Annotated in this window: 25 protein-coding genes; 7 read left to right on the top strand and 18 right to left on the bottom strand. The window is 71.8% G+C overall.

Annotated elements, in window-relative coordinates:
- Window positions 1-206: 206 nt before the first annotated feature.
- Together dusB and TR49_RS28515 are read right to left on the bottom strand one after the other, a co-directional pair.
- On the bottom strand, window positions 207-1,361 hold the full coding sequence (gene dusB / locus TR49_RS28520; protein ID WP_042386768.1) for a tRNA dihydrouridine synthase DusB: 1,155 nt from the start codon (window positions 1,359-1,361) through the stop codon (window positions 207-209).
- Window positions 1,362-1,399: 38 nt separating this feature from the next.
- Complete coding sequence (locus tag TR49_RS28515) at window positions 1,400-2,281, bottom strand: helix-turn-helix transcriptional regulator (RefSeq protein WP_042386766.1); 882 nt, start codon at window positions 2,279-2,281, stop codon at window positions 1,400-1,402.
- 102 nt (window positions 2,282-2,383) lie between these two features.
- Between TR49_RS28515 and TR49_RS28510 the strand changes: the two genes are divergently transcribed.
- Window positions 2,384-3,883 carry an MFS transporter gene (locus tag TR49_RS28510; protein ID WP_439654139.1) on the top strand — a complete coding sequence of 500 codons (1,500 nt, stop codon included), beginning with the start codon at window positions 2,384-2,386 and terminating at the stop codon, window positions 3,881-3,883.
- Window positions 3,884-3,955: 72 nt separating this feature from the next.
- On the top strand, window positions 3,956-4,549 hold the full coding sequence (gene ybiA, locus TR49_RS28505) for a riboflavin biosynthesis intermediates N-glycosidase (protein WP_042386764.1): 594 nt from the start codon (window positions 3,956-3,958) through the stop codon (window positions 4,547-4,549).
- A gap of 3 nt (window positions 4,550-4,552) precedes the next feature.
- Here ybiA and TR49_RS28500 read toward each other — a convergent pair whose 3' ends face one another.
- The 3 genes from TR49_RS28500 to TR49_RS28490 are packed head-to-tail and all read right to left on the bottom strand — an operon-like array spanning window position 4,553 to window position 7,256.
- The gene (locus TR49_RS28500; protein ID WP_042386763.1) at window positions 4,553-5,344 is read right to left on the bottom strand and encodes a DUF4097 family beta strand repeat-containing protein; all 792 of its coding nucleotides are present in this window, start codon (window positions 5,342-5,344) and stop codon (window positions 4,553-4,555) included.
- Window positions 5,345-5,358: 14 nt separating this feature from the next.
- Window positions 5,359-6,000, bottom strand: a complete 642-nt coding sequence (locus tag TR49_RS28495; protein WP_042386762.1) for a response regulator — start codon at window positions 5,998-6,000, stop codon at window positions 5,359-5,361.
- Window positions 5,988-7,256, bottom strand: a complete 1,269-nt coding sequence (locus TR49_RS28490) for a sensor histidine kinase (RefSeq protein ID WP_042386761.1) — start codon at window positions 7,254-7,256, stop codon at window positions 5,988-5,990. Before TR49_RS28490 ends, TR49_RS28495 begins: the two co-directional genes overlap by 13 nt.
- 166 nt (window positions 7,257-7,422) lie before the next feature.
- On the opposite strand from TR49_RS28490, the gene TR49_RS28485 reads away from it, so the two are divergent.
- Entirely contained in the window at window positions 7,423-7,851 is a 429-nt protein-coding gene (locus TR49_RS28485; RefSeq protein ID WP_042386758.1) for a hypothetical protein, read from the top strand.
- Between the two features lie 306 nt (window positions 7,852-8,157).
- Here the strand turns inward: TR49_RS28485 and TR49_RS28480 are convergent, their stop codons facing one another.
- Window positions 8,158-9,540 (bottom strand): glycine--tRNA ligase, encoded by a 1,383-nt coding sequence (locus TR49_RS28480; RefSeq protein ID WP_042386757.1) that lies wholly within the window; start codon window positions 9,538-9,540, stop codon window positions 8,158-8,160.
- A 229-nt stretch (window positions 9,541-9,769) separates the two neighbouring features.
- On the opposite strand from TR49_RS28480, the gene TR49_RS28475 reads away from it, so the two are divergent.
- The gene (locus TR49_RS28475) at window positions 9,770-10,207 is read left to right on the top strand and encodes a Fur family transcriptional regulator (protein WP_042386756.1); all 438 of its coding nucleotides are present in this window, start codon (window positions 9,770-9,772) and stop codon (window positions 10,205-10,207) included.
- Between the two features lie 19 nt (window positions 10,208-10,226).
- On the opposite strand, the gene TR49_RS28470 is transcribed toward TR49_RS28475, so the two are convergent.
- From TR49_RS28470 to leuA, 4 genes are all read right to left on the bottom strand, one after another.
- Entirely contained in the window at window positions 10,227-11,063 is an 837-nt protein-coding gene (locus TR49_RS28470) for an isoprenyl transferase (protein ID WP_042386842.1), read from the bottom strand.
- A 59-nt stretch (window positions 11,064-11,122) separates the two neighbouring features.
- Entirely contained in the window at window positions 11,123-11,869 is a 747-nt protein-coding gene (gene recO / locus TR49_RS28465; RefSeq protein WP_042386755.1) for a DNA repair protein RecO, read from the bottom strand.
- A gap of 42 nt (window positions 11,870-11,911) precedes the next feature.
- On the bottom strand, window positions 11,912-12,574 hold the full coding sequence (locus TR49_RS28460) for a hypothetical protein (RefSeq protein WP_042386840.1): 663 nt from the start codon (window positions 12,572-12,574) through the stop codon (window positions 11,912-11,914).
- Window positions 12,575-12,820: 246 nt separating this feature from the next.
- Window positions 12,821-14,590 carry a 2-isopropylmalate synthase gene (gene leuA, locus TR49_RS28455; RefSeq protein WP_042386753.1) on the bottom strand — a complete coding sequence of 590 codons (1,770 nt, stop codon included), beginning with the start codon at window positions 14,588-14,590 and terminating at the stop codon, window positions 12,821-12,823.
- Between the two features lie 337 nt (window positions 14,591-14,927).
- On the opposite strand from leuA, the gene TR49_RS28450 reads away from it, so the two are divergent.
- On the top strand, window positions 14,928-15,191 hold the full coding sequence (locus TR49_RS28450; protein WP_439654138.1) for a protealysin inhibitor emfourin: 264 nt from the start codon (window positions 14,928-14,930) through the stop codon (window positions 15,189-15,191).
- A gap of 110 nt (window positions 15,192-15,301) precedes the next feature.
- Here the strand turns inward: TR49_RS28450 and TR49_RS28445 are convergent, their stop codons facing one another.
- From TR49_RS28445 to TR49_RS28435, 3 genes are read right to left on the bottom strand one after another with little or no spacing between them, the layout of a single operon-like run.
- Window positions 15,302-17,794 (bottom strand): beta-glucosidase family protein, encoded by a 2,493-nt coding sequence (locus TR49_RS28445; RefSeq protein WP_042386751.1) that lies wholly within the window; start codon window positions 17,792-17,794, stop codon window positions 15,302-15,304.
- A 51-nt stretch (window positions 17,795-17,845) separates the two neighbouring features.
- On the bottom strand, window positions 17,846-18,544 hold the full coding sequence (locus TR49_RS28440) for an alpha/beta fold hydrolase (RefSeq protein WP_042386750.1): 699 nt from the start codon (window positions 18,542-18,544) through the stop codon (window positions 17,846-17,848).
- A gap of 40 nt (window positions 18,545-18,584) precedes the next feature.
- Complete coding sequence (locus tag TR49_RS28435; protein ID WP_052434721.1) at window positions 18,585-19,853, bottom strand: MFS transporter; 1,269 nt, start codon at window positions 19,851-19,853, stop codon at window positions 18,585-18,587.
- 214 nt (window positions 19,854-20,067) lie between these two features.
- Here TR49_RS28435 and TR49_RS28430 point away from each other — a divergent pair, with 214 nt between their 5' ends.
- Entirely contained in the window at window positions 20,068-21,078 is a 1,011-nt protein-coding gene (locus TR49_RS28430; RefSeq protein WP_042386837.1) for a LacI family DNA-binding transcriptional regulator, read from the top strand.
- A 127-nt stretch (window positions 21,079-21,205) separates the two neighbouring features.
- Here TR49_RS28430 and era read toward each other — a convergent pair whose 3' ends face one another.
- From era to TR49_RS28410, 5 genes are all read right to left on the bottom strand, one after another.
- Window positions 21,206-22,132: a GTPase Era gene (gene era, locus TR49_RS28425; RefSeq protein ID WP_042386748.1), complete on the bottom strand. Its 927-nt coding sequence runs from the start codon at window positions 22,130-22,132 to the stop codon at window positions 21,206-21,208.
- A gap of 35 nt (window positions 22,133-22,167) precedes the next feature.
- Window positions 22,168-22,767, bottom strand: coding sequence for a Uma2 family endonuclease (locus tag TR49_RS28420; RefSeq protein ID WP_236653569.1), 600 nt, complete (start codon window positions 22,765-22,767; stop codon window positions 22,168-22,170).
- Between the two features lie 101 nt (window positions 22,768-22,868).
- Window positions 22,869-23,027 (bottom strand): hypothetical protein, encoded by a 159-nt coding sequence (locus TR49_RS44055; protein WP_160311648.1) that lies wholly within the window; start codon window positions 23,025-23,027, stop codon window positions 22,869-22,871.
- A 101-nt stretch (window positions 23,028-23,128) separates the two neighbouring features.
- On the bottom strand, window positions 23,129-23,485 hold the full coding sequence (locus tag TR49_RS28415) for a cytidine deaminase-like protein (RefSeq protein ID WP_042386745.1): 357 nt from the start codon (window positions 23,483-23,485) through the stop codon (window positions 23,129-23,131).
- 27 nt (window positions 23,486-23,512) lie between these two features.
- Window positions 23,513-23,752, bottom strand: a complete 240-nt coding sequence (locus TR49_RS28410) for an N-acetyltransferase (protein WP_152627502.1) — start codon at window positions 23,750-23,752, stop codon at window positions 23,513-23,515.
- Between TR49_RS28410 and TR49_RS28405 the strand changes: the two genes are divergently transcribed.
- Window positions 23,751-24,620, top strand: a complete 870-nt coding sequence (locus TR49_RS28405; protein WP_042386743.1) for an LLM class flavin-dependent oxidoreductase — start codon at window positions 23,751-23,753, stop codon at window positions 24,618-24,620. The genes TR49_RS28410 and TR49_RS28405 overlap by 2 nt on opposite strands.
- Window positions 24,621-24,823: the final 203 nt, after the last annotated feature.

Here is a 24,823-nt window from a genome sequence, read left to right as displayed (position 1 = left end):
GGAGGCAAGGCCCGGTCGCCGTGTTCGGCCTCGTTCGGGAAGCGTTTCACACCCCGCCCCACCTGCGGTTTTATGTCCATCTGACGCAAAGTGACGACAAATGTGGCCGGGGTCACGCCGCAGAAGGGGCCGCGTCTCACCCCTCGTACGTATCCCGTCTCACTATGCGTCGCCAACCGTCCACCTTCCGTGGCGGCGAACGGCGCTCAGCCCCCGGAGGTGTCGAGCTCCGCGTCGGCGGAGGGGACGGCACAGTCGTACGGATCGTCGAGCCAGCCCTCGGGGAGGACCACCCGGTGCGCGCCCGAGGTGCGGCCGCGCGGGCCGTCGGCGCTGTCGGGCCACGTCTGGTCCGGGTCGATCCGGGAGAGCAGCTCCTCCAGCTCGGTCAGCGAGGAGGCGGTGGCCAGGCCGTTGCGCAGCTCCGAGCCCACCGAGAAGCCCTTGGTGTACCAGGCGACGTGCTTGCGGAAGTCGATGACGCCGCGCTTCTCGTCCCCGATCCACTCCCCCAGCAGCTCCGCGTGGCGGATCATCGTCTTCGCGACGTAGCCGAAGTCGGGGCGGGCGTAGTCGATCTCGCCCTCGAAGACGGAGACCAGCTCCTTGAACAGCCACGGGCGGCCCAGGCAGCCACGACCGACGACCACGCCGTCGCAGCCGGTCTCGCGGACCATGCGGGCCGCGTCGTCCGCCGACCAGATGTCGCCGTTGCCCAGTACCGGGACGTGGTCCGGCACGGCCTCGCGCAGGCGGGCGATGGCGGACCAGTCGGCCTCGCCGCTGTAGTGCTGGATGGCGGTGCGCCCGTGCAGGGCGATCGCCGCCACGCCCTCCTCCGCGCCGATCCGGCCGGCGTCGAGGTAGGTGATGTGGTCGTCGTCGATGCCGATGCGCATCTTCATGGTCACCGGCAGGTCGCCTGCGTTGCCGACGGCCTGGCGCAGGATGTCGCGCAGCAGGTTGCGCTTGTAGGGCAGGGCCGAGCCGCCGCCCTTGCGGGTGACCTTGGGGACCGGGCAGCCGAAGTTCAGGTCGATGTGGTCGGCCAGATCCTCCTCGGCGATCATCTTCGCCGCGCGGCCGACGGTCTCCGGGTCCACCCCGTAGAGCTGGATGGAGCGCGGCTGCTCGCTGGGGTCGAAGTGGATCAGGTTCATGGTCTTCGCGTTGCGCTCGACCAGCGCCCGAGTGGTGATCATCTCGGAGACGAACAGCCCCTTGCCGCCGCTCTGCTCCCGGCACAGGGTGCGGAAGGGCGCATTGGTGATCCCCGCCATCGGCGCCAGCACGACGGGCGGCCACACCGTGAGCGCAGAGCCGAGGCGCAGCGGCGCAGCGGTGGTGACGTCGGTGCTCATCGAGGGTCCTTCGCTCGGTCCGGCAGCGGGCAGAACCTCTATTGTCCCATTGCCGCCAGTTGCTCCACGCGCGCCTTGGTCTCCGGGTCTGCCGGGACGTAGGTGATCATCCGGTAGCCGGGCCGCGGTCCGAGCCAGAGGTTGGTGTACTCGAAGTTCAGCAGGCCGACCCTGCTGTTGAGGAACCGCTTGGTGCCCTCGGAGGTGGCGGTGACGTCGTGGTGCTCCCACGCCTCGGCGAACTCGGGCGAGGCCAGCAGCAGACGCTTGAGCAGCGACTTGTACTTGGGCTCGGCCACGTGCTCGGCGAGCGCGACGCGGAACTTGGCCGTCATGCCGCGCGCCGCCGTCTCCCAGTCGACGAGCAGCTCACGCCAGCTCGGCTCGGTGAAGGCCAGCCACATGATGTTGCGGTGCTCGGCGTCGAAGCGCTCCAGGCCGCCGAGCAGCCGGGAGTAGACGTCGTTGAAGCCGATGATGTCGAAGCGCGCGTTGAGCACCACCGCGGGCATCGGTGAGAGCTGGTCGAGCACCGCGCGGACGGGCGGGGTGACCACCGGGCACGACTTCGGCCCGCCCGTCGGGTCGGCGGCGCCGGCCAGCGCGAACAGGTGCTGCCGCTCGACCTGGTCCAGCAGCAGGCCCCGCGCGATCGCGTCGAGCACCTGCGGGGAGACCTGGATGTCGCGGGCCTGCTCCAGCCACGTGTACCAGGTGACGCCGACGGCGGCGAGCTGCGCGACCTCCTCGCGGCGCAGCCCCGGCGTGCGGCGGCGGCCGATGCTGGGCAGGCCGACCTGCTCGGGTGAGATGCGCTCGCGGCGGCTCCGCAGGAACGCGCCGAGCTCCCGGCGGCGCAGGTCGTCGGGCTTGCCGAGCGGCGGGACGAGTTCGAGGCTGGACGCGGGTGCGGTGGTCATGTATTCCAGGATGCAACCAATTTCATCCCGTTGCCAGGTACTGCGAGTACCAGGATAAGCAGACCCTGGTACCAGGGTACTGAACGGCGGACAGTAGTGGTCGTGACGATCCACACCACACCTCAGCAGACTGCCGCGACACCCACCCGGGCCACCGTGCTCCCGCGGGTCGTCCGGCTCGGCGGCAGCGCCCCCGCCCCTGCCCCCGCAACCAGCGGTTCCGGCCGGCTCAGCACCCTGGGCCTGGTCACCGTCCTGCTCGGCGCGTTCCTGCCGATGCTCGACTTCTTCATCGTCAACGTCGCCCTGCCCACCATCGACCGGGACCTGAAGGCCGGCCCTGCGACGCTGGAGCTCTTCGTCGCCGGCTACGGCATCGCCTACGCGGTGCTGCTCGTGCTCGGCGGCAGACTCGGCGACCTGTACGGCCGCAAGAAGCTGTTCGTCGCCGGCGCGCTGCTCTTCGGTCTCACGTCCGCGGCCTGCGGCTTCGCCCCGACCGCACTGGCGCTCGTCGCCGCCCGGGTCGCCCAGGGCGCCTCGGCCGCGCTGATGCTGCCGCAGGCGCTGGCCACCATCCAGGCCGCCACCGAGGGCGAGCGCCGGGCCAAGGCCATGGGCGTCTACGGTGCGGTCGGCGGCATCGCCGTCGTCATCGGCCAGGTGCTGGGCGGCGTGCTGCTCTCCGCGAACCTCTTCGGCACCGGCTGGCGGTTCATCTTCCTGGTCAACGTGCCGGTCGCACTGGTCGCGGTGGTGCTCGCGCTGCGCACCGTCCCGGAGACCCGCTCCGCCAACCCGGCCCGCGTCGACGTGCCCGGCACCGTGTTGCTGGCCGCCTCGCTGCTGGCGCTGCTGGTCCCGCTGATGGAGGGCCGTTCGCTCGGCTGGCCCGTCTGGACCTGGGTGCTGCTGGCGCTCTTCCCCGTCCTGCTCACCTCCTTCGTGGTCGTCGAGCGCCGTGGTGAGCGGCGCGGCGATGTGCCGCTGATCCCGATCTCGCTGCTCAGGCTGCGCGGGCTCAAGGTCGGCCTGACCATGGCCGTGCCGTTCTTCGCCGGCTTCGGCGGCTTCATGATGGTGATGGCCGTCGCGCTCCAGGTCGGCCTGCACGAGGGCCCGATCGCCTCCGGCTTCGCGATGGTGCCGATGGCCGCCGGATTCTTCGCCGCCTCGCTGGCCGGTCCGCGCCTGCTGGCCCGCTTCGGCTCCCGCGTCATCGTGACCGGCGCCGTCATCCAGGCCGTCGGCCTCGGGGTGCTCGCGCTGACCGTCGCGAACGACTGGTCCGGCATCAGCCCCTGGGTGCTGCTGCCCGGCATGGTGATCGCGGGCACCGGCCAGGGTCTGGTCATGCCGCCGCTCATCCGCCTGGTGCTGAGCCAGATCCCGGTCGAGCGCGCCGGAGTCGGCGGCGGGATCCTCGCCACCACCCAGCAGTCCTCCCTCGCCCTCGGCGTCGCCACCCTCGGCACCCTCTTCCTCTCGCTGGCCCCCTCCATGGGCATGCGGGACGCGCTGACCCTCGTGCTGGGCCTCCAGTTCGCCGCGACCTTCCTGGTCGTCGCCCTGTCGACGCGCCTGCCGCGCTCGGTCGGGTGAGGGCGATGGACCCGGTGCGGGCTGTGGATAACGCGTGGCAGCTTGTCAGTGCCGAATGCCAGGATCGCGGGCATGAAGCGGAACGACATCACCATCCACGAACACCCGGAACAAGCCCGTAGCCGGGAGGAGCTGGCCGCCCTCGTGGCGGCCGGCGCGCGTCCCAAGTGGTTGATGTTCTGGGGGCATCAGCCGCAGAGGGACGGTTCGGTCGGCCAGGGGGCGCTGAGTCAGTGGTGGCCCTGCCGGTTCACGGTCGACGGCGCCTGGTACACCAGCGCCGAGCACTGGATGATGGCGGCCAAGGCCCGGCTCTTCGGTGACGAGGCGTCGGTGCCGCTGATACTCGCCGCCCGCACGCCGGCCGAGGCCAAGGTGCTGGGGCGCAAAGTCTCCGGCTTCGTCGAGGAGCGCTGGGCCGCCGAGCGGTTCGAGCTGGTGGTCCGGGGCAACGTGGCCAAGTTCGGCCAGGACCCCGCGCTGCGTCAGTACCTGCTCGGCACCGGCCGACGCGTCCTGGTCGAGGCCAGCCCGCTCGACCGGGTCTGGGGCATCGGCCTCGGCGTGGCCAACGACGCGGCCACCGACCCGAAGCGCTGGCGCGGCCTCAACCTGCTGGGCTTCGCCCTGATGGAGGCGCGCGAGCGGCTGGCCGCAGGGCAGTAGCGGCTACCGGCGGTACTGCACGTCCGCCTCGCCGCTGGTGACCGAGACGGTGATCGTGCCGGTCGCCGAGGGCGAGACGAGGGCCGGGTCCACCGAGGTGCCGCCGCTGGGGGCGGTCGCGTCGACGTGGTACGTCGTGCCGTGGGGGACGGTCACCTGTACCTCGCCGGAGGTGGCGTGCGCCGTGACGGACGTGGGCGCTGCGGCGAAGTCGAGGTCGACCTGGCCCGAGTCCGCCCGCGCCGCGACCTTGCCGCTGCGCAGGGACGTGCCGCTGATCTGGCCGGAGCCGACGCGGACGTCGAGGGCGCCGCTGACGCGGTGCAGGTCGATCTCACCGGAGTCGGCCACAGCCGTGACGGGGCCCGAGACGTCGGTGACGCGCAGGCTTCCGGAGTCGATCTCGGCGTTGACCGCCACGGTCGACGGCACCGCGATGTCCAGCTGCACGCTGCACCCGCTGTCGCCGAGGAACTTCAACGCGCCGCAGTTCGCGTTGACCAACAGCGTGCCGCTGGTCGGATCGAGGTGCTCGGTCACCTGTGGCTGGGTGAACTCCCAGCGCAGCTTCTGCTTCACGGTCGCCCTGCCGTCCTTCGCCGCGGTGATCTGCACGTCCGCGGAGCCGGTGTTCAGCTGTACGGACCTGATCTGCGCGGCCGGATAGACCTTCGTCGCGGGCGCGCTGGTCCGCTGCACCATCCAGCTCACCATCGCTCCGGCCGTCAGCGTCGCGGTCACCGCGACGACGACGGCGGAAAGCACCCACCAGACCGCCCTCTGCCTGATGATCATCGGTTTCTGTTCCCTCATGCGTCCAGGAAGCGCAGCACGGCCATCACCCGGCGGTGCTCGCCCTCCGTCGGGGGCAGGTCCAGCTTCATGAAGATGCTGTTGATGTGCTTGGCCACCGCGCTCTCGCTGACCACGAGTTCACGCGCGATCGCGGCGTTGGAACGGCCCTCGGCCATCCGGCCCAGGACCTCCCGCTCGCGCGGGGTGAGCTGGTCCAGCGGCCCGCTCTGGCGGCGCAGCAGCAGCTGCGAGACGACCTCCGGGTCCAGCGCCGTGCCGCCCGCGGCGACGCGCTCCAGTGCGTCGAGGAAGTCGTCGACGTTGGCCACCCGCTCCTTGAGCAGGTAGCCGATGCCCCGGTGGTCGCCCGTGAGCAGATCGGCCGCGTAGCGCTCCTCCACGTACTGGGACAGCAGCAGGACCGCGACGGTCGGCCACTGACGGCGGATCATCAGGGCGGCCCGCACCCCCTCGTCGGTGAAGCCGGGCGGCATCCGCACGTCCGTCACGACGACGTCCGGCCGGTGCTCCTCGACCGCCGCGAGCAGCTGCTCGGCGTCGTCCACGGCCGCGACGACCGTGTAGCCGACGGCCTCGAGAACCTTGACCAGTCCCACCCGCAGCAGGACGGAGTCCTCGGCGATTACAGCGCGCACGGCAGCTCCACATGAAGAGTCGTCGGTCCCCCGAGGGGGCTGGTGATCCGCAGCGTCCCGTCCACGGACGCCGCTCGCTGGCGCAGGCCCACGAGGCCGCTGCCCTTGCCCGGGTCGGCTCCGCCCACCCCGTCGTCGGTCACGGTGATGACCAGGACCGACCCGGTCCGCGCCACCTGCTCGCGGACCGACACCTCCGCGCGCGAGGCACGGGCGTGCTTGGCGATGTTGGCCAACGCCTCCGACACCACGAAGTAGGCCACCGCCTCGACGGCCGGCGCGGCGCGGCGGTCCAGCCGCACCTCCAGTCTGACCGGCAGCGGCGCCCGGGCCGCGATCCCCGAGAGAGCGGCGTCCAGGCCGCGGTCCTCCAGCACCACCGGGTGCAGGCCCCGGACCAGGTCGCGCAGTTCGGCGATGGCGGCCTGCGCCTCACGGTGCGCCTCGTCGATCACCTCCATCGCCCGCGCCCCCTGCTCCTCGGCGGAGAGGTTCCGCAGCATGCGCTTGGCCAGCCCGAGGTTCATCGCCAGCGAGACCAGTCGCTGCTGCGCGCCGTCGTGCAGGTCCCGTTCGATCCGGCGGCGTTCGGCGTCCGCGGCGTCAACGACCTCGGCGCGGCTCTCGGCCAGGTCCTCGACCCGGCGGGCGAGTTCACGGGTGCGGCTGGGCCCGAGCAGGCCCGCAGCGGCGCGGGTGTCCAGCACCCGTCCCAGCAGCACCAGCCACGGCACGAGCACCAGCGCGAGTGAGCCGAGCACGATCAGCCAGGTGAGGCTCTGGTGCGGGTTCACCGGCCCGGGCAGCAGACCCGGCGTCGGCGCGGACGTCGACGTGTCGCTCGGCAGGGCCCAGTACCAGGCCGGCAGGCTCACGAGCACGAACCCGCCGGTCGCGACGACCAGCACACCCGCCGCGTACGCGGCCACCGCGGTGTTCACCAGGAGGTGGTAGAGAAACTGCCGCCAGGTCGTCTCCTCGGTCAGCGCGCGCCGACGCGGCCGCACCGGCGGGACGACCGGGATCTCCAGCCCCAGGAGCGAACGGAAACGACTGCGGTGAATCCTCGTCAGCCACGGCACCAGCAGGAGCACCGCCACGGGCACGGCCATCAGCGCCTCTCCCCGCGGCCAGATCAGCCACACGCACGCGGGTATCAGCGCCGGCGGCACCGCCGAGGCGAGGAAGGCGACGTCCCGCAGACCCTGGCGCCCGTAAGGCGCGAGGAGTCGGCGGACCGTCAGGAGGAAGAGCATGCGCCCAAGGCTAGGGGCTGATGATCACGGTCGCCATGGACCCTGAGTCCGTCTCAGGGTGGAGCAGGCACCACCCTCGAAACGGCGACCAGCGCTACCGCGCTTCGCCGCCGGATCCGGAAGTCTTGGACACCGTAGGCCAGAACGACCCGATGGGAGCGGAACGGTGAACGACACCGAACTCGGCGAACCGAGCGCGCTGGACCTGGAGTTCCGCGGTCTGCCGCTGCTGGACTCCCCCTGGTCGGTGCGCTTCGCCCGCGCGACGCGGGGCCGCCGGGCGCTGGAGGTCTACAACAACGGCCTGCTGCTGGACGTGATGGTGGAGACGGACTTCTCCCCCCAACTGCTGCGCGGCGCAAGGCGCGGGTCGCGCGAGGGCCGCGCGAGTGTGCTGGCCTGGGGCCACGTCTGTCCCGACGGCACGGCCCCCGCGTTGACGCTCGGCCGTGCGGGCGCGACGCTCCTCGGAGCGATCACCACCCCGGGCGGCTTCTGGCTCGCCCTCGCCGAGGGCGACGCCGCCCGCGTCATCGCCCACGCCCCTGACGGCACCCCCACAAAGCTCCGCGTCCGCGCCGGCTGGTCGCGCTAGCGACCGAACGGGGCGTGCGGAGCCTGTGCGCGGCGAGCAACCACAACAGGGGCGCGGGGAACTTGCGCGGGCGAACAACCGCAACAGGGGCGCGGGGAACTGCGCGAACAACCACCCTGTGCGGATGGCCCTGTTCGATGAGGACCATCCGCACGTGGGTGGCTTGTCGCGCAGTTCCCCGCGCCCCTCATAGGTGCAACTACCTGCAGGAGCACTCCTGACCGAAGTCGCGCCCACGCGGCGGAGCCGCAGATCGGGCACAGCCCCGCGCCCCTCATAGGTGCAACTACCTGCGGGAACGCGGGATCAGCAGCCCAGGAGCTTCGGGGCGAGGAACTGGTGGACCTGGTCGAGGGAGACGCGGGTCTGCTCCATGGTGTCGCGGTCGCGGATCGTCACCGCGTTGTCCTCGAGGGTGTCGAAGTCGACGGTGATGCAGAACGGCGTGCCGATCTCGTCCTGGCGGCGGTAACGCCGCCCGATCGCGCCGGCGTCGTCGAACTCGACGTTCCAGAACTTGCGCAGGTCCGCGGCCAGGCCGCGGGCCTTCGGGGAGAGGTCCGCGTTGCGGGACAGCGGCAGCACCGCGACCTTGACCGGGGAGAGGCGCGGGTCGAGCCGCATGACGACGCGCTTCTCCATGACGCCCTTGGCGTTCGGCGCCTCGTCCTCGCGGTAGGCGTCGAGCATGAAGGCGAGCATCGCGCGGTTGACACCGGCGGCCGGCTCGATGACGTAGGGGTACCAGCGCTCGCCGGACTCCTGGTCGAAGTACTTGAGGTCCACGCCCGAGGCCTCGCTGTGGGAGGCGAGGTCGTAGTCGGTGCGGTTGGCGATGCCCTCCAGCTCACCGAACTCGTTGCCGCCGAAGTTGAAGCGGTACTCGATGTCCACGGTGCGCTTGGCGTAGTGGGACAGCTTCTCCTTCGGGTGCTCGAAGAAGCGGATGTTCTCCTCGCGCAGGCCGAGGCCCGTGTACCAGTCCCAGCGCTCCTGCAGCCAGTACTCGTGCCACTTCTCGTCCTCGCCCGGCTTGACGAAGAACTCCATCTCCATCTGCTCGAACTCGCGGGTGCGGAAGATGAAGTTGCCCGGCGTGATCTCGTTGCGGAAGCTCTTGCCGGTCTGGGCGATGCCGAACGGCGGCTTCTTGCGCGAGGTGGTCTGCACCGCGGCGAAGTTGATGAAGATGCCCTGCGCGGTCTCCGGGCGGAGGTACGCCAGGCCGGAGGCGTCCTCGGTCACGCCCAGGTGGGTCTTGAGCATGCCGGAGAACTGCTTGGGCTCGGTGAACTGGCCCTTGGTGCCGCAGTTCGGGCAGTTGACGTCGGCGAGGCCGTTGGCCGGGAGCTTGCCGTGCTTGGCCTCGTACGCCTCCTCCAGGTGGTCCGCGCGGTAGCGCTTGTGGCAGGAGGTGCACTCGGTCAGCGGGTCGTTGAAGGTGGCGACGTGGCCGGACGCCTCCCACACCTCGCGCGCGAGGATCACCGAGGAGTCAAGACCGACGACGTCCTCGCGGCCGGTGACCATCGCACGCCACCACTGGCGCTTGATGTTCTCCTTGAGCTCCACACCGAGCGGTCCGTAGTCCCAGGCGGCGCGCTGACCGCCGTAGATCTCACTGCAGGGGTAGACGAAGCCACGGCGCTTGCTCAGGCTGACGATGGTGTCGATCTTGTCGGCGGCCACAGTGCTCTCTTCAGGTACGACGAAGCGGTCAAGGATGGATTTCCATGCACGCGGTTATCACAGGCTACCGGGCGGCGCGGGGAACGTTTCAAATCCGTGGTAGATTGAAAATCGTTTTCATGTGAATGCTGTCGTACGAAACGCTCCCGTGCGAGCACGGACTGGCACAATTGCCCGGGAGGACTCGCGTCCCCCGCCATCAAACCGACAAGAAGCCGCAGGAGAGCCGGTGACCCCCGCGAACCCGTCGTCCCCAGCAAGGTCGACCCGTCAGCGCACCGCCGTCGCCTCCCTGCTCGCGGAGATCGACGACTTCCGCAGTGCACAGGAGCTGCACGACCTGCTCAAGCATCGGGGCGACTCGGTCGGCCTGACCACGGTCTACCGCACCCTGCAGTCGCTCGCCGACGCCGGAGAGATCGACGTGCTGCGGACCGACGAGGGCGAGGCCGTCTACCGCCGGTGCAGCAGCGGCCACCACCATCACCTGGTCTGCCGCTCCTGCGGCCGGACCGTCGAGGTCGAGGGCCCGGCCGTGGAGCGCTGGGCCGAGGGCGTCGCGCGCGAGCACGGCTACGTCGACGTCGCGCACACCCTGGAGATCTTCGGCACCTGCGCGAACTGCGCCGCCCGGGCGACACGGTCCGCCGACACGTCGGAGGGCTGACGGCTCCTGCGGCCCGGCCTCAGGTCCGGACGGGGCCCGGCTGCGCCGGGACCTCGTTCGGCAGCGCCCCGCCGTAGCGGCGGTCGCGCATGGCGAACTCCTCGCACGCCCGCCACAGGTCGCGCCGGTCGAAGTCCGGCCAGAGCACGTCCTGGAACACCATCTCGGCGTAGGCGGACTGCCAGATCAGGAAGTTGGACGTGCGCTGCTCGCCGCTCGGGCGGATGAACAGGTCCACGTCCGGCATGTCACGGTGGTACATGTACTTCGCGAAGGTCTTCTCGTTGACCTTGGACGGGTCGAGCCGGCCCTCCGCGACGTCCTTGGCCAGCGCCGCCGCCGCGTCCGCGATCTCGGCGCGGCCGCCGTAGTTGACGCACATGTACAGCGTCATGGCGTCGTTGTCGCGGGTCATCTCCTCGGCGACCTGCAGCTCCTGGACCACGGACTTCCACAGCTTGGGCATGCGGCCCGCCCAGCGGATGCGGATGCCCATGTCGTTCATCTCGTCGCGGCGGCGGTGGATCACGTCGCGGTTGAAGTTCATCAGGAAGCGGACCTCGTCGGGCGAGCGCTTCCAGTTCTCGGTGGAGAAGGCGTAGAGCGAGAGGTTCTTGACGCCCAGCTCCAGGCAGCCCTTGAGCACGTCGAGCACGACGGCCTCGCCGACCTTGTGCCCCTCCGTGCGCGGCAGCCCGCGCTCCTTGGCCCAGCGGCCGTTGCCGTCCATGACGATGGCGACGTGCTCGGGGACCAGCTCACCCGGGATCTTGGGCGGCTGCGCGCCGCTGGGGTGCGGGGCGGGCGGGAGGTACTCCCGGGTCCGCTTGCCGCCGAAGAGTCCGCGCCGTGCCACAGCCATGTGCCCTACTTCTTCTCTGCTACGTCTGCTACGACGAATTGCCGACGGATGCCTTAGTGGGCCACGTACCGGAGCGAACGCAGCCCGCGTTCCAGGTGCCACTGGACGTAGGCGGCGACCAGCCCGCTGCCTTCGCGGCGGTGCCGCGGCTCGCAGGCGTCCGCGGTCTCCCAGTCGCCGGACAGCAGCGCGCCCAGCAGCTCCAGTGTCTCAGGGGAGGGTACGACACTCCCCGGCACCCGGCAGTCGGAGCACAGCGCTCCGCCGGTCTGCACGGAGAAGAAGCGGTTCGGCCCCGGCAGCCCGCAGGCCGCGCAGGCCGCGAAGGACGGCGCGTAGCCGTTGACCGCGAGCGAGCGCAGCAGGAACGCGTCGAGGACCAGGTGCGGCTCGTGCTCGCCGCTCGCGAGGGTGCGCAGCGCGCCGACGAGCAGCAGGTACTGCTGGACGGCGGGCTCGCCCTCGTTCTCGGTGAAGCGCTCCGCGGTCTCCAGCATCGCCGAGGCCGCGGTCCAGCGGTCGTAGTCGACCGCTATCCGGCCCCCGTAGGGGGAGATCGTCTCGACCTGGGTGCACAGCGCGAGATGGCGCCCGACGAGTTCGTCCCCGCGGCAGAAGAACTGCACGTCCACATGCGAGCAGGGCTCGAGCCGGGCGCCGAACTTCGACTTCGTCTTGCGCACCCCGCGCGCCACCGCGCGGACCCGGCCGTGCTGCCGGGTCAGGATGGTGATGATCCGGTCCGCCTCGCCCAGCTTCTGGGTGCGCAGCACCACCCCGTCGTCCCGGATCAGACTCATGGGTCCATTCTGACGCGTCGGCCCCGGTGCTCGGGACCACTCTCAGGGGCGAAGGGTGCGTGCCGCGACCGCGAGGGTCGCGTCGGTCTCCTCGCGGTTGAAGCCGAGGCACTGCCCGATCGCCCGCAGTACCGACCGCTCGGCGGGCCGGTAGGGCCCGTCCGCGAGCGCGACCAGCGCGCCCTGGGTCAGCACCCGGGTCAGCCCCGGCCCGAGCAGGTGCGGCACGAGCGGCTCGATCGCGGTGTGCAGCTCGACGACGAGGGCGCTGCCGCAGCCGCAGACCTCTCCCAGCGGGTCCTCCTCCTCGGTCGAGGCGGCAAGGTCCGCGAGCAGTCCCGGTTCGTCGAGGTCGGCCCAGCCGGCCTCACGCAGCACGCTGATCGCGCTCTCCTTCACCGCGGGTGCCGCCCCCGGCCCGCCGGAGGCGGCGAGCACGGCGAGCGCCACGGCGTGCTGCGCGTTGCGCAGCAGGGCCAGGAGCTGGCCGGAGGTGGGGTGGGCGAGCGCGTCCAGCCCGTACCGGTGCCGGCAGGAGGTGCACTGCAGCGTCGCCGCGGTGCGGCGCAGGGGCAGCAGCGGGATCCCCGCCAGCCGGAGCCAGTTGCGGCCGCGCTGTCTGCGGTAGTTGCGGTCGCCGCCGCAGGCGAGGCAGTAGAACTCCCCGAGCAGCTCGGTATGCCACCGGGCTGAGACAGCGACCACGTGCGCCACGTTGGGCTCCTGCCTGCGTCGGCCGAGACCGCCCCGTCGCCGTCCCGACTGAGCAATGATGCTGCCACGCAGATGACGCCCTGTCAGCACCCCCGACGAGCCCGAAAGGGACGCGAGGAACAGCGCGAGCAACCACCGGCATGCGGATGGCCCTGCTCGTGCGGCGACTCACCACTCAGGGTGGCTTGTCGCGCAGTCCTCGCGCCCCTGAGGAAGGCGAAACTTCCCCTTGAGTGACTAGCGCTGCGCGCGGTTGACGGCGGAGACGATCGCCTTGATCGAGGCGCGGACGATCGAGGTGTCGATGCCGACGCCCCAGACGACCTTGCCGTCGACCGCGCACTCCCAGTACGCCGCGGCCTGGGCCCCCGAGCCCTGGCTCAGGGTGTGCTCGGCGTAGTCCAGGACCCGGACGTCGACGCCGACGCCAACCTGGCTCAGCGCGCGGACGAACGCGTCGGCCGGGCCGTTGCCGGTGCCCTCCAGGGTGACGTTCGCACCGTCGACGACCGCGTCGACCGTGATGGTCTCGGTGCCGTCCGCGGCCGAGGAGGCCTGGTGCGAGCGCAGCTGGATGCGGCCCCAGGGCGCGTCGGGGGTGGGCAGGTACTCGTCCTCGAAGACGGCCCAGATCTGCGCCGGCGTGACCTCGCCGCCCTCCGCGTCCGTCTTGGCCTGGATGATCTTCGAGAACTCGATCTGCATCCGGCGCGGCAGGTCCAGGTTGTGGTCGTTCTTCAGGACGTAGGAGACGCCGCCCTTGCCGGACTGGCTGTTGACCCGGATGACCGCCTCGTACGAGCGACCCACGTCCTTCGGGTCGATCGGCAGGTAGGGGACGCCCCAGGTGTACGTGCCGACCGGCACGCCCGCCGCGGCCGCGTCCGCCTCCAGGGCGTCGAAGCCCTTCTTGATCGCGTCCTGGTGCGAGCCGGAGAAGGACGTGTAGACCAGGTCGCCGACGTAGGGGTGGCGCTCGGCCAGCGTCATCTGGTTGCAGTACTCCCAGGTGCGCCGGATCTCGTCGATCTGGGACAGGTCCACCTCGGGGTCGACGCCCTGCGAGAACAGGTTCAGCGCGACGTTGACCAGGTCCAGGTTGCCGGTTCGCTCGCCCTGGCCGAACAGGCAGCCCTCGACGCGGTCGGCGCCGGCCATCACGGCCAGCTCGGCCGAGGCGACGCCGGTGCCGCGGTCGTTGTGGGGGTGGGTCGACAGCGCGACGAACTCGCGGCGCGACAGGTTGCGCGACATCCACTCGATCTTGTCGGCGTAGACGTTCGGCGTGGAGCGCTCGACGGTGGTCGGCAGGTTCAGGATGATCTCGCGGCCCTCGCCCAGCTGCCAGACGTCCATGACGCCCTCGCAGACCTCCAGGGCGAAGTCCAGCTCGGTGTCGATGAAGATCTCCGGCGAGTACTGGTAGCCGAAGATCGTGTCGTCGCCCAGGATCTTCTCGCCGTACTCCATGACCAGGCGGGTGCCGTCGACGGCGATCTGCTTGATCTCGTCCTTGGAGGCGTGGAAGACCACCCGGCGGAACAGGGGCGAGGTCGCGTTGTACAGGTGGACCGTGGCGCGCGGGGCGCCGCGCAGCGACTCGACCGTGCGCTCGATCAGCTCCTCGCGGGCCTGGGTCAGGACGGAGATGGTCACGTCCTCGGGGATCGCGCCGTCCTCGATGATCGAGCGGACGAAGTCGAAGTCGGTGGCGCCGGAGGCGGGGAAGCCGACCTCGATCTCCTTGTAGCCCAGCTTGACCAGCAGGTCGAACATGGCGCGCTTGCGGGCCGGGGACATCGGGTCGATCAGGGCCTGGTTGCCGTCGCGCAGGTCGGTCGACAGCCAGCGGGGGGCCTTGGTGATGACCTTGCTCGGCCAGGTGCGGTCCGGCAGGTCGACGGTGCCGAAGGGTACGTAGCGCTGGAACGGCATCCCTGACGGCTGCTGGCGAACGGTCGCTGCGGTGATCGGGGTGGGACGCTCGTTGAAGGGCTGCTGGCTCATGGTGGGTGAGTCTCCTGATGCTCGTCGCTCCGAGAGGCGGCCGACGGCTGCGGAAATCAACTAACGCGCAGCACCCACCCCCGCGGCGAGGGAGTCGGCCTCGATCAACTCGGGCCCTCGCCGCGGCAGCTAAGAAGAAGCAGACCGCTACGCATGATGTCTGCCAGAGTAACCCAGACGCGACGGAGAGCTAAGCGAAACCCGCCGGTAGTCCGCTTGGTGAGACGGGAGGTCTGGACCACTGCCCCCCTGGGTGGACTGCTCGCGGTCAAGAGTCAAGGGCAGAAAGCTCTCCTCTTTCGTCGCTCCTCGGAGCACACTGATTACTATGCGCATCATGGTCACCCGCACCGGCGGGTCCGCCACGACGGAGCACTGGGCCCTGCTCGACACCGAGGGTCGCCCTGACGCTCCCCACATCCACGCCCTGGTGCGCGAGGCCCTCGGCGCCTGCGGTCGCAACCCCTCCCTGGGCCTTCCGCACGCCCCGCACTTCGCCTACGCCATCACCGTCGACGGCCGCCCGACCGGCTACTGTGCCGACCCCCAACTCACGTCCTCGCAGCGGTCGTTGATATCCCTGGTACTGAACGGCAGCTGACCTCCGCGAGTGACGTCCCCGCGCACGACCGCGCGACCGCGGACGGAAGCCACCGTCCCCGCGTCCGGGGCCCAGGCACGGGCCGGGGGACGCGGGGACGGTGTGCTGCGTCAGCCGCGGAGAGGCACCTCCGCGGTGACGGTCAGGGGCAGGTCGGCCACGCTGCGGCCGGCCTGGATCCGGTAGACGCTCGGGCGGGCGGTCCAGGTCCCGTCCGTCCAGGTCTGGAAGGCACGCAGCGGCACCCGGACGCGCGCTTCCGCCTGCTCCCCCGGCTCCGCGGTCACGGCCGCGAAGCCGGCAAGCGCGGTCCGCGGCCGCGACGCGTCCGAGCCGTCCGGGGACAAGTAGAGCTGGACGACCTCGCGTCCGGCCCGTGCGCCGGTGTTGCGCAGCCGGACCACCGCCTCCACGGCCGCGGCGTACGGGTCGTCGCCCGTCGGCGCGGGCAGCACCCGCACGTCGAGGCCCTCGTAGGTCCACTCCGTGTAGCCCAGGCCGTGGCCGAACCAGTAGGCCGGGGCGGCGCTCCCCGGGCGCTGCCAGGCGCGGTAGCCGACGAAGAGGCCCTCCGCGTAGTCCAGCCGTCCCTCGACGGGCTCGACGTCGCCGACCGGGACGTCGGCCTCGTCGGCGGGCCAGGTGGTGGGCAGGCGGCCGCCCGGCTCGCGGGCGCCGGTGAGGACGTCGGCCAGCGCCGCGCCCGCCTCCTGGCCCGGGAACCAGGCCAGCAGCACCGCCGCGACCCGGTCCCGCCACGGCATCAGCACCGGCGCGCCGGCGTTGACGACGACCACCGTGCGCGGGTTGGCCTCCGCGATGCGGGCCACGAGCTCGTCCTGACGGCCAGGCAGGGCCAGCGACACGCGGTCGACGCCCTCGCTCTCGACCTCCTCGGTCGTGCCGACGACGACCACGGCCACGTCGGCGGCGGCCGCCGTCGAGACGGCCTCCTCCAGCAGCTCGTCGGCGGTGCCAACGGGCTCGCCGTGGCCGAGGGTGAAGGAGACCAGGCCGAAGCCGGCGAAGCCGCCGCTCTCGGGCAGCACGTGCCGCAGCCTCAGCGTCACCGGCGCGCCCGCGTCGGCGACCTCCAGGTCGAAGACGCGCTCCGGCGGGTTGAGGAAGGCCGCTGCCGGGTCCTCGCCCTCCGGCCGCACCGCGTCGTCGAAGAGGACCGCCCCGTCCGCCTCCAGGACGAAGCGGCCGACGCCGCGGATGCCGAGCCGGTGCAGGCCCGCCCGGCCGGGCCGGAGCGTGCCGGTGAGCTCGACCGCCGCGAGGTCCGCGAAGGAGAGGCCGGCGGGCAGCTGACCGATCCAGCGCGCCGCGCCGTCGGGCAGCGAGGCCGTGCCGAGCTCCGCGCCGTCGCGGCCGAGGAACCGGGCCTCGGTGCGAGCGGCGAGCGGGCGCAGGTGGACGTTCGGGTCCGCGCCGACGGCGTAGGCCAGCGCGGCGCCCTGCGGCAGTGCGGACCGCAGGCCCTCCAGCGGGCTGACCACGTGCGTCGGGAAGACCTGCGCGGATCCGCCGCCGCCGATCCGCGCCTCCTGCGCGGCCTGGCCGATCAGCGCGATCGTGCCGATGCCCTGGTCGCTGCCGCCGCCGAGCGGCAGCACGCCGTCGTTGGCCAGCAGCACCATGCCCGCCGCGGCGACCTCGCGGGCCAGGGCCTCGCCGTCGATCGGCGCGGGCAGGTCCTCGGCCGGGACGGCGGCGGGCGCGCCCTCCAGCAGGCCGACGCGGGCGGCCAGCCGCAGCACGCGGCGGGCCAGCCCGTCGACGGTCTCCTCGGGCACCAGTCCGTCGCGTACCGCGCGGACCAGATGCTCGCCGTAGACGGTCCCGGGGCCCGGCATGGCGACGTCCAGGCCCGCCAGCGCGTCGCGGACGGTGTCGCGGGCGCCGGTCCAGTCCGAGACGAGCATCCCGTCGAAGCCCCACTCGCCGCGCAGGACGTCGTTGTTCAGCTCCTGGTGCTCGGTCATGAAGTCGCCGTTGACCTTGTTGTACGCGGCCATCAGACCCCACGGCGAGGCCTTGCGCACGATGGCCTCGAACGGCGCGAGGTAGAGCTCGCGCAGCGTCCGCTCGTCCACGCGGACGTCGACGGTGAAGCGGTCGGTCTCGGAGTCGTTGGCCACGAAGTGCTTGGGCGTGGTGCCGACGCCGCCGGACTGGACGCCGGACACGAAGGCCGCGCCCAGCTCTCCGGTGAGCAGCGGATCCTCCGAGTACGCCTCGAAGTGCCGTCCGCCGCGCGGGCTGCGGTGCAGGTTGACCGTCGGCGCCAGCACCACGTGCGCGCCCTTGCGGCGTGCCTCCTGAGCCAGCAACTGGCCCGTGCGGTGCGCCAGTTCCGGGCTCCACGCGGCCGCCAGCGCGGTCGGCGAGGGCACCGAGACGGACGGGTCGTCCGGTGTCCAGTTCTCGCCGCGCACGCCGGCCGGCCCGTCGGACATCACCAGCCGGCCCAGGCCGATGTCGTCGTCGGCCGGCAGCGACCACATGTCCGCGCCGGCGAGCAGGGCGACCTTGGCGGTCAGGTCCAGCTTGCCGAGCGCCGCCTCGACGGCCGTCTCACGCTGCTGATCGGGTGTCATCTCTCATGCATCCTTTCTCACTCCCCCGGTTGCCGCCTCTTCAACTCTCCGTCAGATCCAGCCGTCGAGCGAGGCCATGAACCCGTCGAAGTCGTCGCGGTGGACGGTGTGGCCGGCGCCCTTCACCACCCGGACCTCGAAACCGCGCTCGCGCAGCGTCTCCTGGTCCCCGGCGGAGAGCAGGAAGCTCGGGTCCGCGACCTGGACGAGCGAGGGGACGACCGGCCCGGTGGGCATCATCGAGTGCCCGCCGGCCTCGCCGAGCATGCCGATCGTGGCCCGGTCCCACACGGCCAGCGTCTCCAGCTCGACCTCGACGTCCTCCGGAGCCCAGCGCGGGTTCATCGCGGCGACGGACTCCCGCGTGGCGTGCTCGGCGAACTGCACGAACATCGCCGGGTCGAACTCGTCGCCCGCAGCCGGGATGTTCCAGCCCGGGTCGGAGTAGACCGCGCGCTTCGGCCGCAGCCGGTCGACGGCGAGGGAGAGGGTGAGGCCGCCGAGGGAGTGCCCGATCGCGAGGTCGGCGCCGACCGGCAGGGTGTCGACCAGGTCCTGCGCGAACAGTTCGGGGGTGTACTCGCCGCGCTCGGACGCGCCGTGTCCGCGCAGGTCGACCGCGATCACGCGGTAGCCGCGGTCGGCGAGCGCCGGGGCGACCAGACGCCAGGTACGGGAGTCGGACATGACGCCGTGGACGAGCAGGGCCAGGCGGTCGCCGGTGCCCCACTCACGGGTGTTGAGCTTCATCTGGTGCGTGTGCCTTTCAGGATCGCGCGTCCGCCGGATCTCAGCGGACGGAGCGGATGGGTCGGATGGCCAGGGCGCCGAGCACGGCGAGCACGCCGCCCGCGGCGAAGAGCAGGTCGTAACCGCCGAGGCCGACCAGCGTCGAGGCGACGAACGGCGCCACGATCTGCGGTCCGGCGTTGGCGACGTTCAGCACGCCCATGTCGCGGGCGGCGTCCTCCGCCTTCGGCAGGACGAGGGTGACCAGCGCGTTGTCGACGGCGAAGAAGCAGCCGAAGGCGAGGCCGTTGACGACGGAGAAGACGACCATCCCGGCGAAGGTCGGACTGCCGATGGGGATCAGCACGGCCAGCCCGGAGGCCGCGGCCGAGATGCCGACGAAGAGCTTGCGCCGGTCGAGCCGGTCCGAGAGCGGTCCGCAGACCGCGATCGAGACGACCATGGCGACGCTGTTGACCGGTGTCAGCACGGCGGCCGCCGCAGTCGCGCTCATGCCGTGCGGCAGGCGGATGTGGTCCTGCAGGACGTAGAGCTGGTAGCCGCTGACGGCGAAGTAGCCGAGCACGAGCAGCGCCCGGCCGACGAACGCCCAGCGGAAGTCGTGCGCCCTGAGGCTGTCCGCGAAGGCGTGGACCTGCTCGCCGAACCCGGCCGGCGCCTTGGGCGGACGCGGCGTCTCCTTGCCGAGGGAGGTGAAGAGCACGGCGGCGACCGCGACGACCAGGCCGAGCACGAGGTACCCGGTGGCGAAGTGGCCGGAGAACCCGCCGCCGACCAGCACGCCAAGGATGGAGCCGACCGGCACGCCGAGCCCGACGGCGGCCGAGGCGGTGCCGCGGCGCGCGACGGGCACCCGGTCCGGGATCACCGAGGTGATCGCCGCCTGGTAGACGTTCATGACGGCCTGCCCGAGGCACCAGCCGAGGGTGACGAGCAGGATCGAGTTCACCGCGCCCAGCAACATCATCGCCGGCACGGCGAGCAGACCGCCGCCGAGGATCCACGGGTTGCGGCGCCCGGACCGGTCCGAGAGCGCGCCCGCGACCGGGTTGAAGACGGTGGCGAAGACCGCGCTCACCCCGGCGACCAGGCCCAGCATGGCGACCTTGTCGTGCGGGGCGATCTTCTCGATCTGGAGCGGCAGCAGGATGCCGCCGACGCCGACATAGAGCGCGTACATCGCCGTGTTGCCGCCGAAGAGCAGCGGCAGCAGGCCTCTGGAGGGTCTCGCGTCGTCCGCGTCGGCAGCGTCGTGGGGTGCGGTCACGGCTGCCGGCGCCGGGGTGGGGGTCGGTTCGGAAAGGGCCACGTCGCCCTCCTGGTTCCTGACTAGGAGCTGGTGGGTGGGGATGCCGCGGTCGGTCGAGGGGGTCCGCCGCGGCTGGGGTCTCGCAACCCCGCGCCGCTCCTTGTGAGGCGCTTGCTTACACGTGTCACCTGACTCGTGTAAGCACATGTCTAGCATTGGTTTTGACCCAAGACCAGCCCCTGGACCCGACGAGTCTGCAAAGATGTGGACCGCCATGAGCGAAACGTCATCAACCGCGCCCACAAGCGCGGACGTCGCCCGCCTCGCGGGCGTCTCCCGGGCCACCGTCTCCTACGTGCTGAACGACACGGCGGGCGGGCGGGTCAGCGAGAAGACCCGGCTGCGCGTGCGCGCCGCGGCCGACCAGCTGGGCTACGTCCCCCACGCGGCCGCGCGCTCCCTGCGCGCCGGTCACACCGGCCTGGTGCTGATGGCCGCCCCGGAGATCACCTTCGGGCCGCTCTTCAACGAGTTCTTCACCGATCTGCGCGCGGGCCTGCGCGACCACGGCTACACTGCGGTCCTCTACGGCACCCGCGGCGACCTCTCCGGCCGCGAGATCGCCCGCGCCTGGGCCGAACTGCGCCCGACGGCGGTCATCACCGGCGTCACCGACGACCTGACGCCCGAGGGCGTGGAGATCCTCAAGCGCTCGGGCACCCGCGCCGTCCTCGCCCTCACCGAGCGCCCCGTCCCGGGTGCGCACTCGCTCATCCTCGACCAGAGCGGCGTCGGCGCGACGGCCGGCGAGCACCTGGTGGCCCGAGGCCACCGCGCGATCGGCGTCCTCATGCCGACCGACGCCACGCTGCGCCGCTTCAGCGGCCCCCGGCTCGCCGGGCTGCGGGAGGCCGCGGACCGCGCGGACGTCCGCGTCGAGCCGCTGGACCTCGACTACACCGAGGAGTCGGCGGCGGCCCTGGCCGCGCGCTGGCCCTCACTCGGGCTGACGGCGCTGTTCTGCTACAACGACGAGTACGCGGCCCTGGTCCTGGCCGCGTTCCAGGACGCGGGCGTCTCCGTCCCGTCGGACGCGGCCCTCGTCGGCGCGGACGACCTCATGCTGGCCCGCGTTCTGCGGCCCCGCCTGACGTCGGTCCACGTCTCCCTGCCCAAGGGGCTCGCGCTGGCGGACCTCATCGACCGCCTCATCCGCGAACCGGACACCCCGCCGGAGACCCACGCGCTGGGCAGCGCGCGGATTGCGGTGCGGGAGAGCAGTTGACAAGCCGCTGACGAGCGAACGGTCCGGGGCCGCGCAAGGCCATCCGCACCGGGTGGTTGCTCGCGCACAGGCGGCGGAGCCGCAGGTCAGCAGAGCCCCGCGCCCCTGAGGTGAGTGCAACTGCCGCTCAGAAGCCCAGCTTCCTGAGCTGCTTCGGGTCGCGCTGCCAGTCCTTCGCGACCTTCACGTGCAGGTCGAGGAAGACCGGCGTGCCGAGCAGGGCTTCGATCTGCTTGCGGGCGGCGGTGCCGACCGCCTTGAGGCGGGCGCCGCGGGTGCCGATGACGATGGCCTTCTGGCTCTGCCGCTCGATGTAGACGTTCGCGTGGATGTCCAGCAGTGGGCGGTCCGCGGGGCGGCCCTCGCGGGGGATCATCTCCTCGACCACGACCGCCAGGGAGTGCGGCAGCTCGTCGCGGACGCCCTCCAGTGCGGCCTCGCGGATCAGCTCGGCGACCATGATCTGCTCGGGCTCGTCGGTGAGGTCCCCGTGCGGGTAGAGCGTCGGGCCCTCAGGCAGCAGCGGGACGAGGAGGTCGACCAACAGCTCGACCTGGTGGCCGTCCTTCGCCGAGACCGGAACGATCTCCGCCCACTCGATCCCGAGCTCCGCGCCCAGCTTGGCCACGTCGAGCAGCTGCTCGGCCAGGCGCTTGGAGTCGACGAGGTCGGTCTTGGTGACGATGGCGACCTTGGGGGTGCGCTTGATCCCGGCGATCTCCTTGGCGATGAACTTGTCGCCGGGGCCGATCTTCTGGTCGGCGGGAAGGCAGAAGCCGATGACGTCGACCTCGGCCCAGGTCGTCCGCACGACGTCGTTGAGGCGCTCGCCGAGCAGCGTGCGGGGCTTGTGGAGCCCGGGTGTGTCGACGAGGACGAGCTGCGCGTCGGGGCGGTGCACGATGCCGCGCACGGTGTGGCGGGTGGTCTGCGGACGGTCGGAGGTGATCGCAACCTTGGTGCCGACGAGCGCGTTGGTGAGCGTGGACTTGCCGGCATTGGGCCGCCCGACGAAGCAGGCGAAACCCGAACGGTGCTGCTGGGTAGAACTCATACGGCCATTCTCCCCTACGCGGGGAAGGGGTGTGGTCAGAGCCAGCGCTGCGGGTCGGTGAGGTCGATGTCGATCGGGAACGGCACCTCCAGCGTGAGGCGGCCACGGAAGATGCCCTGCGGCGCGTAGCTGCTCGTCGTCTCCTCCCGTTCGAAGACGTGCACGGCGAGCTCGCCCTTCTCGTTCTCGACCCGCCAGTAGTGGGGAAAGCCCGCGCCCGCGTACTTGCGCGGCTTGACGTCGCGGTCGCGCTCGACCGAATCCGGTGAGACGACCTCCACCGCGAGCAGTACGTCCTCCGGCCGGTAGTCGGACTGCTGGTCGTCGATGACGGCCGCCCGCGGCACGATCATGAGATCCGGCTCCGGCCGGTCGCGCTTGCCCAGCGTGACCGTCATCTCCCGGATGACGGCGAGATCCACAGGACGCGCGGCCAGCAGCCCGTACTGGAGCAAGTTGATCGCGTAGTTGTGGAAGTTGCGCTGTGGGCTCATGAAGACGAGGTTCCCGTCGAGAAGCTCCGTGTGCGGAGGCAGGTCGGGGAGCCTGTCGAGATCGGCCGCGGTCCAGCCGCCCTCGGGCGGGATCGGCCACGTCGGGGTGTTCGTCGGTGCGACGGTCATCGTTGCTCCCATGGGCCAGATCCTCGTCGTCCCGATCAGCGTACCCAGAGCCTTTTGCTGATCACTCACCCGAACGTGGGAGCGCAGGCCGCGAGCGCTGGTGCGCCTGCGCACTACTTGCCGCGCTTGAACAGCGCACCCAGGCCGCCGATCACGGTGAACACGGCGACGATGATGGAGACCGCGAGCCAGCCGGGGTTGTTGTCCTGCTGCCAGTGGCCCATGCCCATCAGCACGAACAGCACGCCACAGATGAACGCGACGCCCTTCATCACGTCTGCTCCCCCACCGCCGCTCGGCACCGCGCGAACACCGACGCCCCGACCCTAGTCGGCCTCGGGGCGTTGGCAAGAGATCGGACTCGAAGGCCGCCTCAGTCGACGACGACGGTGTCCCGGACGACCGCGTCCGTGCCGGCCAGGTAGACCGGGGTGCCGGTGCCGCCGAGGTCGCGGGCGGCGGCGAGGTCCGGCTCGGCGAGGTGGTTGGCGTCGCTGACGACGGCCGCCGCCTCCAGGCTCTTCGCGCCGCTGGCCACCGCCATGGCGACGGCGGTCTGCAGGGCGCTGAGGTGCAGGGACGGGAGGGAGACGGTCGCGGCGACATACGTGCGGCCGGTCTCGTCGCGGACCGCGGCGCCCTCGGCGACGCCGTTGCGGGCGCGGGCCGACCGGGCCAGGGTGATGATCTTCTTGTCTTCGGCGTCAAGCTCGACGGACTGCTCGCTCATGGCACGAGGATAAGGTCTGCGGCCCCGTCATGATCGGTCGTGCTCACGGTGTGGTCCCGACGTGGCGCCGCCGCCCCCGCTGCCGCCCCCGAGGGGCAGCGTCAGCCGCACCTCCTCCTCGACGAAACCGAAGGCCGTGTGGAAGCCCCGGGCGGCGGTGTTCGCCGCGCCGGTCTGCCGGGTGACACCGGCCGTCCCACGGGTCTCCGCCCGCGCGCGGGCCGTCGTCACCAGCGCAGGCCCGCAGGCGCTAGCTTGGCCGCTCATGACGGCTCTTCGAATCGGTGTGATGTACGACCGTGCCTGGGACCCGGCCGGGCTGCCCGCGTTCGCGCGCGAGGTCGAGGCGCTGGGGGTGGACGACCTGTGGGTGGTCGAGGACCTGGGGTGGAACGGCGGGATCTCGGCTGCGGCGGTCGCGCTGGGCGCGACGGAACGGCTGCGGGTCGGACTGGGGATCGCGCCGGCGCCGCTGCGCAGCCCCGCGCTGCTGGCGATGGAGATCGCGACGCTGGCGCGGGTCTTCCCCGGTCGGCTGGTGGCCGGGGTCGGGCACGGTGTGCGGGAGTGGATGCGCCAGGTCGGGGTCGCGCCACGGTCGCCGCTGGCGCTGCTGGAGGAAACCCTGGGCGCGCTGCGCGGCCTCCTGCGCGGCGAGCGGGTCACCGTTGACGGCCGGGAACTGCGCATCGACGGTGTGGAGTTGGTCCACCCGCCCGCGAAGGACGCGGCGCCTCAGGTGATCGCGGGCGTCGTCTCGCCCAAGTCCCTGGAGTTGGCGGGCCGCGCCGCCCAGGGGACGCTCGTGGCCGAGGGCCACGGGCCGCAGGACCTCCGCGCGGCCCGGGCGGCGGCGGAGCGGGGTGGCGCCGACGGCGACCACACGATCACCGTGTTCACGTTCCTGGGCCTGGGCGAGGCGGCTGCGCCCGCCCTGCGGGAGGCCGTGCGCGGCCACGCCGAGTGGCTCGGCCGCGACGTGTCGGAGACGTTCGCCGCCGGGGGTACGCCGGAGGAGGCCGCGACGGCCATCCGCTCCCTCGGCGACGCGGGCGCGGAGACGGTCGTGGTCCGCGTCTGCGGCCCGGAACCGCTCGCGCAGCTGCGCGAGGTGATGGGAGCCCTCACCGGCTGACGCCCGGGCGCGGACCGCAGACCCGCGGACGCGCGCGGCCCGGACTGCCCCGGCCCAAGGGCGGAGGCCCCGGGCCGAGTGCGCGGGGCCGCGGGCGGGGGGCGCGGGCCGAGTGCGGGGGCCGAACGCGGGGGCCCTCACCGGCTGACGCCCGGGCGCGGACCGCAGACCCTCGGACGCGCGCGGCCCGGACTGCCCCGGCC

This window comes from Streptacidiphilus melanogenes (assembly GCF_000787835.1).
GTDB classification, from domain to species: domain Bacteria; phylum Actinomycetota; class Actinomycetes; order Streptomycetales; family Streptomycetaceae; genus Streptacidiphilus; species Streptacidiphilus melanogenes.
This window is presented reverse-complemented; position numbering and strand designations above follow the sequence as displayed.

Bases quoted from the DNA above. Each gene is read 5' to 3' on its own strand.
- TR49_RS28430 (WP_042386837.1), top strand. From the start codon at position 20,068: ATGAGCGAAACGTCATCAACCGCGCCCACAAGCGCGGACGTCGCCCGC.
- recO (WP_042386755.1), bottom strand. From the start codon at position 11,869: ATGAGTCTGATCCGGGACGACGGGGTGGTGCTGCGCACCCAGAAGCTG.
- ybiA (WP_042386764.1), top strand. From the start codon at position 3,956: ATGAAGCGGAACGACATCACCATCCACGAACACCCGGAACAAGCCCGT.
- TR49_RS28490 (WP_042386761.1), bottom strand. From the start codon at position 7,256: ATGCTCTTCCTCCTGACGGTCCGCCGACTCCTCGCGCCTTACGGGCGC.
- dusB (WP_042386768.1), bottom strand. From the start codon at position 1,361: ATGAGCACCGACGTCACCACCGCTGCGCCGCTGCGCCTCGGCTCTGCG.
- TR49_RS28450 (WP_439654138.1), top strand. From the start codon at position 14,928: ATGGTCACCCGCACCGGCGGGTCCGCCACGACGGAGCACTGGGCCCTG.
- TR49_RS28420 (WP_236653569.1), bottom strand. From the start codon at position 22,767: ATGGGAGCAACGATGACCGTCGCACCGACGAACACCCCGACGTGGCCG.
- TR49_RS28415 (WP_042386745.1), bottom strand. From the start codon at position 23,485: ATGAGCGAGCAGTCCGTCGAGCTTGACGCCGAAGACAAGAAGATCATC.
- leuA (WP_042386753.1), bottom strand. From the start codon at position 14,590: ATGAGCCAGCAGCCCTTCAACGAGCGTCCCACCCCGATCACCGCAGCG.
- TR49_RS44055 (WP_160311648.1), bottom strand. From the start codon at position 23,027: ATGAAGGGCGTCGCGTTCATCTGTGGCGTGCTGTTCGTGCTGATGGGC.
- TR49_RS28515 (WP_042386766.1), bottom strand. From the start codon at position 2,281: ATGACCACCGCACCCGCGTCCAGCCTCGAACTCGTCCCGCCGCTCGGC.
- TR49_RS28405 (WP_042386743.1), top strand. From the start codon at position 23,751: ATGACGGCTCTTCGAATCGGTGTGATGTACGACCGTGCCTGGGACCCG.
- TR49_RS28410 (WP_152627502.1), bottom strand. From the start codon at position 23,752: ATGAGCGGCCAAGCTAGCGCCTGCGGGCCTGCGCTGGTGACGACGGCC.
- TR49_RS28445 (WP_042386751.1), bottom strand. From the start codon at position 17,794: ATGACACCCGATCAGCAGCGTGAGACGGCCGTCGAGGCGGCGCTCGGC.
- TR49_RS28440 (WP_042386750.1), bottom strand. From the start codon at position 18,544: ATGAAGCTCAACACCCGTGAGTGGGGCACCGGCGACCGCCTGGCCCTG.
- TR49_RS28500 (WP_042386763.1), bottom strand. From the start codon at position 5,344: ATGATCATCAGGCAGAGGGCGGTCTGGTGGGTGCTTTCCGCCGTCGTC.
- era (WP_042386748.1), bottom strand. From the start codon at position 22,132: ATGAGTTCTACCCAGCAGCACCGTTCGGGTTTCGCCTGCTTCGTCGGG.